Origin of the sequence: Aeromonas sp. R7-1, assembly GCF_040908115.1 — a bacterium.
GTDB lineage: Bacteria > Pseudomonadota > Gammaproteobacteria > Enterobacterales > Aeromonadaceae > Aeromonas > Aeromonas caviae.
The window spans coordinates 30,014-43,525 of the sequence record NZ_JBFODD010000046.1 but is presented as its reverse complement, the minus strand read 5'-3'; the positions used below and the strand labels follow the sequence as shown (position 1 = coordinate 43,525).

Genomic DNA, 13,512 nt, shown 5'->3' with positions numbered 1-13,512 from the left:
ACCTCAGTTGATTATGTTGGGGACGGCCAGCGTGAAGGGGGCGATGGGGGCTTCGAATTGTTGCCCCGATTCATCCTGCAGGATGTAGCTGCCTTCCATCACGCCAAGCGGTGTGGCGAGGGGAACGCCACTCTGGTAGGAAAAGGTCTCGCCGGGGGCGATGAAGGGTTGCTCGCCGACCACGCCGGGACCTTCCACTTCCAGCATCTTGCCATTGGCATCCGTAATGAGCCAGCGTCGATGCAGCAGTTGCACCGTGCCCGGACCCAGGTTCTCAATCTCGATGCGATAGAGAAAATGGTAGGGATCTGCGGTTCCCGCCACATAGCTTGGGTGGGGGCGGACCACTATCCGGGCTTGGGTCATGGGATCAGGCCTGTTGCTGGTCGGCCAGCCAGTTGGCGATCGTGACGAACTGCTCGAGGGAGAGATTCTCCGGGCGCAGGTTGCCATCGATGCCAAGCTCGGTCAGCTGGGCGTCGGTGATGAAGTTGGAGAAGCTGTTGCGAATGGTCTTGCGACGCTGGCCGAAGCCTTCGGTGCAGACCCGGTTCAGGCAACGAATGTCTTTCGCGACGATAGTCGGGTTCTTGTGCGGGATCAGACGCACCACGGCGGAATCCACCTTCGGCGCCGGCTTGAAGGCGCCCGGACCCACTTCCAGCACCGGCACTACCTGACAGTAGTACTGGGTCATCACGCTCAGACGGCCATAGGCCTTGCTGCCCGGGCCGGCGGCCAGACGCAGTACCACTTCCTTTTGCAGCATGAAGTGCATGTCCTCCACCCGGTCGGCAAATTCGCACAGGTGGAAGATGAGGGGGGTGGAGATGTTGTAGGGCAGGTTGCCGAAGATGCGCAGCGGCCCCTTGCCTTCCCCCATCAGGGTGCTGAAGTCAAAGCGCATGGCATCGGCTTCGATGACGGTCAGCTTCTCTTTCAGGGTGGGGTGTTCGCGCAGACGTGCGGCAAGATCCCGGTCCAGCTCGACCACGGTCATCTTGTCCATCTGGGCGGCGACCGGCTCGGTGAGCGCGGCCAGACCCGGGCCTATCTCCACCAGATTCTGACCCGGTTGCGGGTTGATGGCGGCCACTATCTGGTCGATCACATACCGGTCGTGCAAGAAGTTCTGACCGAAACGCTTACGGGCCGTGTGGCCCATGTGCACCTTACTGCTCATATCTTTTTTTCTCTACCATCTGGATGGCGTGGTTGATCGCGGTGGTGAGGCTGCCGGGGTCTGCCAGGTTCTTGCCTGCCAGATCCAGCGCGGTGCCGTGGTCCACCGAGGTACGGATGAAGGGAAGTCCGAGGGTGATGTTGACCGAGTTGCCAAAGCCCTTGTACTTGAGCACGGGCAGCCCCTGATCGTGGTACATGGCGAGTACCGCATCCGCATCCTTGAGGTATTTGTCCTGGAACAGGGTATCGGCCGGCAGCGGGCCGACCAGATCGATCCCTTCCTGGCGCAGGGCGACCAGGGCGGGTTCGATGACATCGATCTCTTCACGGCCCAGATGACCCCCTTCCCCGGCATGGGGATTGAGGCCGCAGACATAGATCCGGGGCTGTTCGATGCCGAATTTGCGCTTGAGATCCGCATCCAGGATGCGGATCACCTTGCCAAGGCGATCCTCGGTGATGGCCTTGGCCACATAGGCAAGGGGAATATGGGTGGTCGCGAGGGCCACTCTCAGCCCTTCGGTGGCCAGCAGCATCACCACATCGGCGGTGTCGGACTGCTGGGCGAAGAACTCGGTGTGCCCGCTGAACGAGACGCCCGCCTGGTTGATGATCCCCTTGTGCACCGGCCCGGTCACCACGGCGGCAAATTCGCCGCTCAGGTTGCCGTCGCAGGCGCGCTGCAAGGTAGCCAGCACATAGGCGCCGTTGCCCTCATCCAGCTTGCCTGGCACCACGGGGGCGCCGAGCGGCACGGGGCAGACGGTCAGAGTCCCCGCCCGCTGCGGACGGGTGGGGGCGCTTTCGTCATAGGGTTCAAGCTCGACGGACAGCCCCAGCAGGGCGGCCCGTTCGCGCAACAGGGCGGGATCGGCGATCACCACCAGCTGATGGGGCCAGGCCCGCTGGGCAATCTGCAGTACCAGATCCGGGCCTATGCCAGCCGGTTCACCCGGGGTGATGGCAAGCCGGTGGCAGCTCAGCTGTGCCTCGGCGTGCCCTGGATGTGCCTTGTTCATCTGCTTGTCGCCCATCAATTGGGTTCGATCTGGATGTAGGCTTCGTCGCGCAGCTCATCCAGCCAGGCCTGGGACTCTTCGGCGAAGCGGCGGTTGAAGATGAGCTGGTAGGCGCGTTGCTCCTGGGCCTTGCCGGTGGCGTCCTGGCTGCGGCGATCCTCGAGCTGCACGATGTGCCAGCCGTGGCTGGTGCGGAAGGGTTCGCTGATCTGGCCCGGTTGCAGGCGCCCCAGCATGTCGCGGAATTCCGGCACATAGACGTTGGGATCAGACCAGCCCAGCTCACCACCCTGCACCGCAGAGCCCGGATCCTCGGAGTATTTCTCCGCCATGCTGGCAAAGCTGGCCTTGCCGCTCTTGATGTCGTGCAGGATGCCGTCCAGGGTGCCCTTGGCCTTCTCCTCGCTCAGGATGATGGAGGGCTTGATCAGGATGTGGCGCGCCTTGACCTCGGTCTGCATGACCTGTTGCTGACCCTTGGTGTCGAAGATCTTGATGATGTGCAGACCGGCGCCGGAGCGCAGCGGGCCGACGATGTCACCCTTGCCGGCCCCTTGCACGGCTTCCGCCATCAGGGTGGGCATCTCCTGCGGGCTCAACCAGCCCCAGTCACCCCCTTCCAGCGCCTTGGGACCGTTACTCTCGGCAATGGCCAGCTTGCGGAAGTCGGCCCCCTCTTTCAGGGACGCCAGAATGCGCTCGATCTTGGCCTTGGCAGCGTTGAGCTGCTCGGCATTCGGGTTGTCCGGCAGCGCGACCTGGATATGGCCGATATGATATGACGTCTGTTGCTGGCCCTGTTTGCTCAGGGCCTCGACCACCTGCTTGACCTCCTGATCGGAGATGTTGATGCGACGGCGGACCTGGCTGCGGCGCACCTCGTTCATCAGGATCTCGCGGCGCACCTCCTCACGGTACTGGGCGTAGGTCAGGCCTTCCCGCTCCAGCTGGGCGCGCAGTTGCTCCAGGTTCATCTTGTTGTCGGCGGCGATGCTCTGAATGGCCTGTTCCAGCTGGGTGTCACTGATCTTGAGCCCCTGGCGCTCCGCCAGTTGCAGTTGCAGGCTCTCCTGGATCAGGCGATCCAGCGCCTGCTTGCGCAGGGTGACGTCATCGGGCAGGGACTGGCCGCTCTCCTGGGCGGAGGCCTTGACCTTTTGCACCAGGGCCTCCTGCTGACTGGCCAGCACCACATCCTTGTTGACCACGGCAAGCACCTTGTCCATCAGCTCGGGGGCGGCGAGGGCACCCTGGCTCATGACTCCGAACAGGCCTGCGGTCAGCAGGGAAATCAACGTCTTCTTCATATCCATCTCTCAAGGCGTTTGCCAGACCGATTACTGGTCTCGCAGGTTAAACGGACGAATGTAAGGCAGTGCTTCGGTGTCCAGGGAAGTGCCCTTGGAGCCGGTACCCACGCTACCCAATCCTTTCATTTCAAATTGAATGCCGAGGCTGCGCTCGGACGTCGGGGTCAGGTTCACGTTGTCTGGCGTGTTGACCCATTCCAGGTTGAAGTTGATGCTCCAGCAGCAGGAGTCGTATTTCAGACCCACCTTGCGGTCCACTTTGACGTTCTGGTTGAGCTCCTGATAGTAGCCGCCATAAAGGTGCCAGCGATCGTCCAGCGGGGTGGTCAGCAGCAGGCCGATCTGGTTGAGATCCGTCACCTGCCCCTTGTGGTCGAGGTCGTAGTTGGCATCCCGCACGAAGCGGTGGTTCAACTGGCTGATCAACTTCTCGTGACGGTACTCCAGGGCGCTGTTGGCAGAGCTTATCTGGCGCTGTTCCATATCATATTGTGCCCCCGCATGGGCATACCACTGCTCGTTGATCTTGGCGTCACCCTCGAACGACAGCGGGGAGCGGGTATTGGTACTCAGCTCATCGCTGCTGTAAAGCTTGACCCTGGGCGCCACGAAGTCGAAGGCTTGGGCAACGGCCAACCGGATTCGTTCATCCCCGGCCGGATCATAAATGCGGGTGGTGACCCCCAAGGAGAGCCGGTTGGAGTCGCTGATGCGGTCCAGACCGGCGAAGCGGCGATCGCTGAAGAGGCTGTAGTAGTCCTGGCGCATGGTGGTGGAGTCATAGACACCGATGTTGTCCTGATCCTTGTAGGGCACATAGAGGTACTGGAATTCAGGCTCCAGGGTCTGGTTGGCACCCTCGCCAAACCACTGCTGATCCCGCTCGAAGGTCATGCCGCCCTTGAGACGGAACGAGGGCAGTACCCGGGTGATGGTCCCCTCTTCCAGGGTGACGTCGCCGCCCTCTCTCGGGGTGAAACGATTGGTGAAGGTGCTGCTCATCTGGTCAGGCACCGTCTGGTCGTAACGGGTGTACATCAGCTTGTACTGGCTGTCGAGGAAGTAACCCGCCTCGTCAACGAGGGGGATGGTCAGGGTGGGGGCCGTGTAGACCCGGGTGCCGGTGTAGGCTTCACCCTTGTTCTGCTCGATGGCCTGATCGTTGTTGTAGCCGAAGTTGGTCAGCTCGGTATTCCAGGCCAGATCGTACCAGCTGCCCTGCTGGTAGTAGTTGTGGTTGATGCGCGGCATCAGCTCGTGGGGCTGCTGGGCGCTGGCCAGCAGGATCTGGTAGGTCCGTACCTCGGCATCGAGGTTCCAGTTCTGCTGGTAGTAACCCGCCTTCAGGGATTGCTGCAACTGGTTGTCGACCTGGGTCCCCACCTTGGGGGTGAAGTCGTTGAAGTAGTTGTAGTCCTGGTCCCGTACCTTGGTGTAGTCCACTGACACCCGCATGGCGTTGTCCATGAACATGGAGGTGTGGCGGGCACTGAGCAGGTAACGGTGACCATCAGAGAGATGCTGATTGAGGCTGGCCGTCTCGTCGTACTGCTTGTCGTCTGCCAGGTTCTCGAAGTAGAGGCTCCCCACGTGGGCCGGGTCCGGCATGTAGCGGAACTCGACCTGTTCCATCAGGCCCCGTCTGTCCATGAAGCGGGAGGTGATGGTGGCATCGTAGTTGGGGGCGATGTTCCAGTAGAACGGCTGGGTGATGTCCATGCCGTTCTTAGAGCTTTGGGTATAGCCCGGGTAGAGCAGACCGGTCTTGCGCTCATCCTTGATGGGGAAGTTGATATAAGGGAAGTAGAAGACCGGATAGTCATAGAGCCAGAGGCTGGCGTTCCAGGCTTCCCCGAATACCTCGGACTGATCGATGTCGATGCTGCCGGCCTTCAGGGTCCAGGCCTCCTGGCCCGGTGGGCAGGTGGTGTACTGGGCCCCTTCCAGAGTGATGTTCTGGTTGTTGTTGGTCATGGTCACCTTTTCGGCGAAGCCGCGCACCGGTGAGCCATGGACCTGATATTTGCCCTCTTCCAGCTCGGAGTTCTTGGTGTCCAGGTTGGACTTGAGGGTCTTGTCGCTGGTGACCGTGATCTGGCCATCGTTGTAATAGATGTTGCCGATGGCGATGACATCCCGGCTCTTCTGGTCGAGCTGGGCATAGTCGGAGTCGAACTTGCGCACGCCCTGGCGCACCCTGACGTCACCCTCGTAGACGGCGGTACCGCCCTGCTTGGCCTCCAGGCGATCGGCATCCACCTCGACGGGCTGGGCATTGGCGTCCTGGCCCGCACTGGGCTTCTCTATCTTGGGAACATAGTCATAGCAGAGGCTGTCGAGGATCCCGGTAGCGGGTGGCGCATTGAGTGGCGCTGCCTGGGCCATGAGCGGACTCAGGGCAGGAACAAGGCTGATGGTCAGGGCGATGGGACAGGAGTATCCCAGTGTCCATTTTGTCATGTGAAAGGCTCGCGCAATCCGTAGTAAAAACGGTGGATTCAGGGCATGCATTTTATGTCAGGATCCATCGAGTTGACATTGCATGTCATTGCTTTATGTTAGCCGGCAATGATAAAGCATTATTGCGGCCAGGGCTAACAGCCAAGTGCTGCTTTCCAATTTGGTTCCCGACTCATGCACGATCGCGCTTCCCTGCTTTTGCAATGGGCTCGCCGGATTTCCGGTGACGCCAACCTCTCGTTGACGCTTATTTCCGGTGACGCCAGTTTCCGCCGCTACTTCCGGGGGGGCGGTCTGGTGTGGGTGGATGCTAATCCGAAAACCGAAAAAAATCATGAATTCGTTCGCAATGCGGCCGCCCTGCACGATGCGGGGCTGCTGGCCCCCGAGGTAAAGGGGGTCGACTACGAGCAGGGATTGCTGGCGGTGACGGATCTGGGGGATACCCAGCTTATCGGCTGCCTGAACGAAGCGAGCGTACTGGCCTGGTATGGCAAGGCCATCGCCCTGCTGCCAGGGCTCGGCGCCGTGGCGCTAGAGCTCGAGCCCTTTGATGAGGCCTTCATGGCCCGCGAAAATGCCATCTTCCCCGAGTGGTTGCTGGGACATCACTTGCAACTGGCCCTGAGTGATGAAGAGCAGCAGTTGCTGGCGGAGACCTTCGCCTGCCTCACGGCGAGCAACCTGGCCCAGCCACAAGGAGTGATGCACCGGGACTTCCACAGCCGCAACCTGATGGTGTGCGGCGGGACGAACCCGAAGGAGAGCGACCTCGCCCTTATCGACTTCCAGGACATGGTCATCGGGCCGCTGAGCTATGACCTGGTCTCCCTGCTCAAAGATTGCTACGTGCGCTGGCCGGACGTGGTGATCGAGCAGGGCATGCGACTTGGCTTCGACACCCTGCAAGGGGCCGGTCTGCTCGGCAATCTGGACTATGCCGCGTTTCGTCGCGCAGCCGATCTCACCGGCATGCAGCGCCACCTCAAGGCGGCGGGGATCTTCACCCGCCTCTATCACCGCGATGGCAAGGCCGGCTACCTCAAGGACATTCCCCGTACCCTGGGCTACGTGGTCGATGTCTGTCGCAGCCATGGCGCCGCCTATCCGGTGCTGGCCCGCTTCGGCCAGTGGCTGGAGCAGGTGGTGCTGCCCGGATTGGCGCGCACCGGGGTGACACCATGAAGGCGATGATCCTGGCCGCCGGGCGCGGCGAGCGGATGCGTCCGCTCACCGATCTGCTGCCCAAGCCGCTGCTGGCGGCGGGGGGCAAGCCGCTCATCGTGCACCATATCGAAAAACTCAAGGCAGCCGGCGTGACCACACTTGTCATCAACCACGCCTGGCTCGGACACAAGCTGGTGGCGGCCCTCGGCGATGGCAGTGCGCTCGGGGTCTCCATCCACTGGTCGGCCGAAGAGAGCGCGCTCGAGACCGCCGGCGGCATCGTGCAGGCGCTGCCCCTGCTGGGCAGCGAACCCTTTCTGGTGATCAACGGCGATACCTGGCTCGACCTGGATTATCGCGCTCTGGTGAACCAGCCGCTTGGGGAGGATCTCGCCCACCTCTGGCTGGTGCCCAACCCTCCCCAGCATCCGCAAGGGGACTTCTCCCTGCAAGCGGGTCGGGTGCTGGACACCCCGGCCCTCACCTTCAGCGGCGTCGGCCTCTATCAGCCCGCCGCCTTTGCCGGCTTGCCCTGCGGGGCGCGCAAGCTGGCCCCCCTGCTGCGCGACTGGATGGTGCAGGGACGGGTGGGTGGCAGCCTGCTGGCAGGCGAGTGGCGCGACATCGGCACAGTGGATCGGCTGCGCGAGCTGGACGAGCAACTGCTCGCCGGCACCCATTAACTTCACGAGGTCTTGAACCATGCGTATTTGGGGCAAGGTGCTTGGCACCTTCTTCGGTTTTCTGCTCGGCAACATCTTCGGTGCCCTGCTGGGCCTGTGGATCGGCCATCGCTTCGATCGGGGCATGGGGATCCGCGGGGCCTTCCAGCGGGCACCCAGCCAGCAGCAGCAGGCCGTTTTCTTCCATGCCACCTTCGCCGTCATGGGCCACATCGCCAAGGCGAGCGGCCAGGTCACCGAGCACGAAATACGGGTCGCGTCCAACCTGATGGACAGGATGCGGCTGGCCGGAGAGCAGCGGGTACGGGCCCAGGAGTCATTCCGCCAGGGCAAGGAGGCGGACTTCCCCCTGCGCGAGACCCTGGCGGAGTTTCGCCAGGCGAGCCTGGGGCAGCGCGACATCCTGCGCTTCTTCCTCGAGGTCCAGCTGCAGGCCGCCTTCGCCGACGGTCAGGTGGAGGCGAACGAGCGGGCCATCCTGCAAACCATCGCCGACGAGCTGGGGTTCAGTCGCATCGAGCTTGCCCGCATTCTGGCCATGGCCGAGGCCCAGATGAACTTCTTCCACCGTCAGCAACAGCAGGGCGGTGGCCAGGGGCAGCAATACCGTCAGGAGCCCCCCTCCCGGGATCGCCTCAAGGATGCCTATCAGTTGCTCGGGGTGAACGAGAGCGACAGCGATCAGGAGATCAAGCGCGCCTATCGCAAGGAGATGAGCAAGCATCACCCTGACAAGCTGGCCGCCAAGGGATTGCCCCCCGAGATGATGGAGATGGCCAAGGAGAAGACCCAGGAGATCCAGCAGGCCTGGGAGTGGATCCGCGAGGCCCGCGGTATTCGCTGAGCCCTGTGCCCGCCATAAAAAAATGCCCGTCGATGACGGGCATTTTTGTTTTCAGAGTCTGGTTTTTCTTTTCATGGAAGAAAAATCAGTGGGCATCGACCCAGACAAACTTGAGGACGAAGAGCAGGGCCACCACCAGCACGCAGGGGTTGATCTCGCGCCAGCGGCCGGTGCCCGCCTTCATCACGCAGTAGGAGATGAAGCCGACGGCGATCCCCTCGGTGATGGAGAAGCTGAACGGCATCATCACCGCGGTCATGAAGGCCGGCACCGCTTCGGTCAGGTCTTCCCACTTCACCCGGGTCAGCTCGGAGCACATCAGCACGCCCACGTAGATGAGGGCCCCCGCTGCGGCATACGCCGGCACCATGGCGGCGACCGGAGAGAAGAAGATGGCCAGCAGGAACAGGATGCCCACCACGATGGCGGTCAGACCGGTGCGACCGCCGACGGCGACGCCGGAGCTGCTCTCGATGTAGGCCGTCACGGACGAGGTCCCCATGAAGGCGCCGCCGACGGAGCTGACGCTGTCTACTACCAGGGCCTGCTTCATGCGCGGGAAGTGCCCCTTGTCATCCGCCAGCTTGGCACGGTTGGTCACGCCGATCAGGGTGCCGGAAGAGTCGAACAGGTTGACCAGCATGAAGGAGAAGATGATCCCGGCGAGGCTGATGTCCAGCGATCCCATCAGATCCAGCTGGCCGAAGACCGGGGCAATGCTCGGCGGCACGGAGACGAAGCCCTTGAAGGTGACATCGCCGAACAGCCAGCCCAGGGTGGTGGTGACGACAATGGCGATGAGCACGGCGGAGTGGACGCCGCGGGCGGAGAAGATGCAGATGAGGAAGAATCCCAACAATCCCAGCAGGCAGGGCAGGGAGGTGAGGTTGCCCACGGTCACCATGGTGGCGGGGCTCGCGACCACGATGCCGGCATTGTGCAGGCCGAGCAGGGCGATGAGCAGACCGATGCCGGCGGTGATGCCGACCCGAAGTGTCAGGGGAATGTTGGCGATGAGCCAGTAGCGTACCCGCAGCAGGGTCAGGATCAGCAGGCCCAGCGCACCCCAGAAGATGGTGCCCATGCCGACCTGCCAGGAGTAGCCCATGCCAGCCACCACCACGAAGGCGAAGAAGGCGTTGAGGCCCATGGCGGGAGCCAGGGCGATGGGTAGGTTCGCCAGCAGACCCATCAGGATGCTGCCGACACCGGCGATGAGGCAGGTGGTAACGAACACGGCCTGGGTGTCCATGCCTGCCGCAGAGAGGATCTGCGGGTTGACGAAGACGATGTAGACCATGGTCAGGAAGGTGGTGATGCCGGCGATCACCTCGGTGCGGGCCGTGGTGCCATGACCGCGCAGGGCAAACAGGCGCTCGAGCAATCCCTGCCCGGCAGCCGGGCTGGCGGTCTGCCCGGTAGCGTGATGTGGTTGATTCATGTTGGATTCCAATGGGTGACGTGAAATAGGCAGCAGGGGGCCCGGCCCATCCATGCGGGGCGACGGACCCTGATTCTGGCGGTGAAGTGACCAGACTCGTCCTGATACCGTGACAGCGCGCACATTTTCACACAGGCGGCCAGGTTTACAAACCCCGGATGTGCGAGGCGGATCAATGAATAGAGTAAAAATTCAAACGTTTTCCTCCGGAGGCAGGAAAAAGGGGACCAATAGAGCCCCGTTTCCACATCGGGATCAACGGTTTTTCTGGTAGCGTTCGATAAGCTGGCTCAGCACGGCATCGCTCTGCTCCAGCAAGGGATCGAGGGCCAACCCCATGCGTTGGAGCAGCAGGGTGGCCTGGGTTTCGCTCAAGGGACGGCCATCGAGGAAGTAGGCCTGCTCGGCCAGTTGCTTGTCATGGCGGGGCAGCAGCACCCAGTGCACCCGTCGGGGTTCGATGGCGGCGAGGATCCGGTTGGCGGCCGCGCAGAAGGTATCGATGTGCTGCTTGCCATCCGGCCCCAGGCAGCCGGGTTCGAGCCGGATCTGGATGGTGAGTCTGGTGGTGGAGGCTTGGGTCATGGGTCGCTATCGCTGGGGTAGAGGTGGAGATTGTAAGTCAGAAGAGGCAAAAAAGGGGAGCCCCGGCTCCCCTTGTGACGTCATGCCTGGCGGCGCGGCTGTTGCCTCGCCTTACTTGGCAATGCGCTTGTACTTGGCGCGGCGCGGCTGGATAGCCTCGGCACCGTAGGTCTTCTTCTTCCACTCTTCGTATTCGGTGAAGTTGCCTTCAAAGAATTCGATCTTGCCCTCGTCCTGGTAGTCCAGGATGTGGGTGGCGATGCGGTCGAGGAACCAGCGGTCGTGGGAGATGACCATGGCGCAACCCGGGAACTCCAGCAGGGCGTTCTCGAGGGCGCGCAGGGTTTCGATGTCCAGATCGTTGGTCGGTTCATCCAGCAGCAGCACGTTGCCGCCGGTCTGCAGCAGCTTGGCCAGGTGCAGACGGCCACGTTCACCACCGGAGAGCTCGCCGACCCGCTTCTGCTGGTCGGAACCCTTGAAGTTGAAGCGGCCGATGTAGGCGCGGCTCGGGAACTCGTAGTTGCCGATGCGCAGGATGTCCTGGCCGTCGGCGACTTCCTCGAACACCGTCTTCTTGTCGTTCATCTGGTCGCGGAACTGATCCACGGAAGCCAGCACCACGGTGTCACCCAGGGTGATGGAACCGGAATCCGGCTGCTCCTGACCCGACATCATGCGGAACAGGGTCGATTTACCGGCACCGTTCGGACCGATGATGCCGACGATGGCACCCTTCGGAATGGAGAAAGAGAGATCGTCGATCAGCTGGCGGTCGCCATAGGACTTGCAGAGGTTGGCCACCTCCACCACCTTGTCGCCCAGGCGCGGTCCGGGCGGAATGAACAGCTCGTTGGTCTCGTTGCGCTTCTGGTAGTCGTTGGTGTTGAGCTCTTCGAAGCGAGCCATACGAGCCTTGGATTTGGCCTGACGGCCTTTCGGGTTCTGACGAACCCACTCCAGTTCCTTCTCGATGGACTTGCGACGGGCGGCTTCGGAACTGGCTTCCTGGGCCAGACGGGCATCTTTTTGCTCCAGCCAGGAGGAGTAGTTGCCCTCCCAGGGGATGCCTTCGCCGCGGTCCAGCTCCAGGATCCAGCCCGCCACGTTGTCGAGGAAGTAGCGGTCGTGGGTGATGGCCACGACGGTGCCTTCGTAGTCGTGCAGGAAGCGCTCCAGCCAGGCCACGGATTCCGCATCCAGGTGGTTGGTCGGTTCGTCCAGCAGCAGCATGTCCGGTTTTTCCAGCAGCAGGCGGCACAGGGCCACGCGGCGGCGCTCACCACCGGAGAGGTGCTTGATCTGGGCATCCCAGGCCGGCAGGCGCAGGGCATCGGCCGCGCGCTCCAGCTGGTTTTCCATGTTGTGGCCGCCCTGGGCGGCGATGATGGCTTCCAGCTCGCCCTGTTCGCGGGCCAGCTTGTCAAAATCCGCATCCGGGTCGGCGTAGGCTGCATAGACCTCGTCGAGGCGCGCCATGGCGCGTTTGACGTCGCCGACCGCCTCTTCGACCGCTTCGCGTACGGTCTGCTCCGGATCCAGCTTCGGCTCCTGGGGCAGGTAGCCGATCTTGATGCCGGGCTGCGGACGGGCTTCCCCTTCGATCTCGGTGTCGATACCCGCCATGATGCGCAGCAGGGTCGATTTCCCGGCGCCGTTCAGACCCAGCACGCCTATCTTGGCCCCCGGGAAGAAGGAGAGGGAGATGTTCTTGAGAATATGACGCTTGGGCGGCACGACCTTGCCAACCCTGTTCATGGTGTAAATAAATTGAGCCATTGGCTAATTCTCTTCCTTTCAGCAGTTTAATGTCTTGGCATTAACAAACTGATGTCGTGGTGGGGCCGGGTCGACGGGCCGTCAACCCGGTTCCAAAAAACCCGTCGATTGTAAACCAATGGGAGAGGGGCGGCAAAGCCGGGCGCCGCAGGCCGGGACGGCCGACAGGCGCGAGGGAAGAGGGGCAACCGGGCAAGATCAGCGCGGTGAGCTGCGGCGGGCAGGTTTGTCAGGATCCTGCCCCGAGTAATAGAGCACCCGCTGCACATACTCCTGGGTTTCCTGATAGGGCGGCACACCGCCGTGGCGCAGCACGGCCTGCTCCCCGGCGTTGTAGGCGGCGCTGATCCTCACCCAGTCCGGACCGAACTGCTTCTCCAGCCACTTCAAGTAGATCATGGCGCCACGGATGTTCTGCTGGGCATCGAACGGCCGGGTCACGCCGAAGCGGGCCTGAGTTTCGGGAATGAGCTGCATGACGCCCTGTGCCTGCTTGGGGGAGACGGCGGTGCTGTTCAGATTGGATTCGGCGATGGCGATGGCCAGGGCGAGCTGGGGGTCCACTTTGTGACGCTGGGCGGCCTGGCGGATCATGACAGCCAGCTTTTGCTTGGCTTGTGACTGTCTGGCCAGGTAGCGCTCCTGATCGAAGGGGGTACTGGGGCGCACCCAGGGGGCTTCGCCACCGCCTCCAATGCCGCAGGTACCCAGGGGCGCATTGCCGACCCGCTCGTTGTAGTAACGGGCGGCTTGCTGGTTGCCAAGGCGCATGGCCATGGCCAGGTAGGCGTTGGCGCTGCGGGCATTGCGGATCCCCTGGGGGCCGCGGGCCAGCAGGCGGCCGATGCGGTAATAGGCTTCCGGGTTGCCAAGGTTGGCGGCGGTGCAGTAGTGGGCGATGGCCTGCCGCGGATTGCCCTGTTCCATGGCGGCGCCCTGGCGCAGTGCGCTCATGGCCTTGGGGGCCTGACGAAAGGGATCTGCGTGGGAGGTGGTGGCGAGCAGTATCAGGAGTCCCCAGCCCCAGAGTCGTTTTTTC

Annotated in this window: 12 protein-coding genes; 3 read left to right on the top strand and 9 right to left on the bottom strand. The window is 62.6% G+C overall.

Features of this window, described 5'->3' with window-relative positions:
* Positions 1 to 3 precede the first annotated feature (3 nt).
* The 5 genes from apaG to lptD are packed head-to-tail and all read right to left on the bottom strand — an operon-like array spanning position 4 to position 5,974.
* Positions 4 to 366 carry a Co2+/Mg2+ efflux protein ApaG gene (gene apaG, locus AB5Y51_RS12015; RefSeq protein WP_266136721.1) on the bottom strand — a complete coding sequence of 121 codons (363 nt, stop codon included), beginning with the start codon at positions 364 to 366 and terminating at the stop codon, positions 4 to 6.
* Positions 367 to 370: 4 nt separating this feature from the next.
* Positions 371 to 1,183 carry a 16S rRNA (adenine(1518)-N(6)/adenine(1519)-N(6))-dimethyltransferase RsmA gene (gene rsmA / locus AB5Y51_RS12010; RefSeq protein WP_010673207.1) on the bottom strand — a complete coding sequence of 271 codons (813 nt, stop codon included), beginning with the start codon at positions 1,181 to 1,183 and terminating at the stop codon, positions 371 to 373.
* Positions 1,173 to 2,168 carry a 4-hydroxythreonine-4-phosphate dehydrogenase PdxA gene (gene pdxA, locus AB5Y51_RS12005; RefSeq protein WP_042881321.1) on the bottom strand — a complete coding sequence of 332 codons (996 nt, stop codon included), beginning with the start codon at positions 2,166 to 2,168 and terminating at the stop codon, positions 1,173 to 1,175. The genes rsmA and pdxA overlap by 11 nt, the downstream gene beginning before the upstream one ends.
* 50 nt (positions 2,169 to 2,218) lie before the next feature.
* Entirely contained in the window at positions 2,219 to 3,511 is a 1,293-nt protein-coding gene (surA, locus tag AB5Y51_RS12000; protein ID WP_010673209.1) for a peptidylprolyl isomerase SurA, read from the bottom strand.
* Positions 3,512 to 3,541: 30 nt separating this feature from the next.
* On the bottom strand, positions 3,542 to 5,974 hold the full coding sequence (lptD, locus tag AB5Y51_RS11995) for an LPS assembly protein LptD (RefSeq protein WP_368178499.1): 2,433 nt from the start codon (positions 5,972 to 5,974) through the stop codon (positions 3,542 to 3,544).
* 174 nt (positions 5,975 to 6,148) lie between these two features.
* On the opposite strand from lptD, the gene AB5Y51_RS11990 reads away from it, so the two are divergent.
* The 3 genes from AB5Y51_RS11990 to djlA are packed head-to-tail and all read left to right on the top strand — an operon-like array spanning position 6,149 to position 8,668.
* Entirely contained in the window at positions 6,149 to 7,159 is a 1,011-nt protein-coding gene (locus AB5Y51_RS11990; protein WP_041214603.1) for an aminoglycoside phosphotransferase family protein, read from the top strand.
* Positions 7,156 to 7,824, top strand: a complete 669-nt coding sequence (murU, locus tag AB5Y51_RS11985) for an N-acetylmuramate alpha-1-phosphate uridylyltransferase MurU (RefSeq protein ID WP_219603969.1) — start codon at positions 7,156 to 7,158, stop codon at positions 7,822 to 7,824. The genes AB5Y51_RS11990 and murU overlap by 4 nt, the downstream gene beginning before the upstream one ends.
* 19 nt (positions 7,825 to 7,843) lie before the next feature.
* A complete protein-coding gene (djlA, locus tag AB5Y51_RS11980) occupies positions 7,844 to 8,668 on the top strand; it encodes a co-chaperone DjlA (RefSeq protein ID WP_125117508.1) in 825 nt (274 codons plus the stop codon).
* Positions 8,669 to 8,753: 85 nt separating this feature from the next.
* Here the strand turns inward: djlA and AB5Y51_RS11975 are convergent, their stop codons facing one another.
* The 4 genes from AB5Y51_RS11975 to AB5Y51_RS11960 form a co-directional block, all read right to left on the bottom strand.
* Positions 8,754 to 10,109, bottom strand: a complete 1,356-nt coding sequence (locus tag AB5Y51_RS11975) for an NCS2 family permease (protein WP_010673214.1) — start codon at positions 10,107 to 10,109, stop codon at positions 8,754 to 8,756.
* Between the two features lie 255 nt (positions 10,110 to 10,364).
* Positions 10,365 to 10,694: a hypothetical protein gene (locus AB5Y51_RS11970; RefSeq protein ID WP_039040029.1), complete on the bottom strand. Its 330-nt coding sequence runs from the start codon at positions 10,692 to 10,694 to the stop codon at positions 10,365 to 10,367.
* 111 nt (positions 10,695 to 10,805) lie between these two features.
* Complete coding sequence (ettA, locus tag AB5Y51_RS11965; protein ID WP_039040030.1) at positions 10,806 to 12,473, bottom strand: energy-dependent translational throttle protein EttA; 1,668 nt, start codon at positions 12,471 to 12,473, stop codon at positions 10,806 to 10,808.
* A 198-nt stretch (positions 12,474 to 12,671) separates the two neighbouring features.
* Positions 12,672 to 13,484 (bottom strand): lytic transglycosylase domain-containing protein, encoded by an 813-nt coding sequence (locus AB5Y51_RS11960; protein WP_368178513.1) that lies wholly within the window; start codon positions 13,482 to 13,484, stop codon positions 12,672 to 12,674.
* Positions 13,485 to 13,512: the final 28 nt, after the last annotated feature.

Excerpts from the sequence above, each read along its gene's own strand:
- apaG (WP_266136721.1), bottom strand. The coding sequence starts at position 366 with ATGACCCAAGCCCGGATAGTGGTCCGCCCCCACCCAAGCTATGTGGCG.
- rsmA (WP_010673207.1), bottom strand. The coding sequence starts at position 1,183 with ATGAGCAGTAAGGTGCACATGGGCCACACGGCCCGTAAGCGTTTCGGT.
- surA (WP_010673209.1), bottom strand. The coding sequence starts at position 3,511 with ATGAAGAAGACGTTGATTTCCCTGCTGACCGCAGGCCTGTTCGGAGTC.
- lptD (WP_368178499.1), bottom strand. The coding sequence starts at position 5,974 with ATGACAAAATGGACACTGGGATACTCCTGTCCCATCGCCCTGACCATC.
- AB5Y51_RS11990 (WP_041214603.1), top strand. The coding sequence starts at position 6,149 with ATGCACGATCGCGCTTCCCTGCTTTTGCAATGGGCTCGCCGGATTTCC.
- murU (WP_219603969.1), top strand. The coding sequence starts at position 7,156 with ATGAAGGCGATGATCCTGGCCGCCGGGCGCGGCGAGCGGATGCGTCCG.
- djlA (WP_125117508.1), top strand. The coding sequence starts at position 7,844 with ATGCGTATTTGGGGCAAGGTGCTTGGCACCTTCTTCGGTTTTCTGCTC.
- AB5Y51_RS11975 (WP_010673214.1), bottom strand. The coding sequence starts at position 10,109 with ATGAATCAACCACATCACGCTACCGGGCAGACCGCCAGCCCGGCTGCC.
- AB5Y51_RS11970 (WP_039040029.1), bottom strand. The coding sequence starts at position 10,694 with ATGACCCAAGCCTCCACCACCAGACTCACCATCCAGATCCGGCTCGAA.
- ettA (WP_039040030.1), bottom strand. The coding sequence starts at position 12,473 with ATGGCTCAATTTATTTACACCATGAACAGGGTTGGCAAGGTCGTGCCG.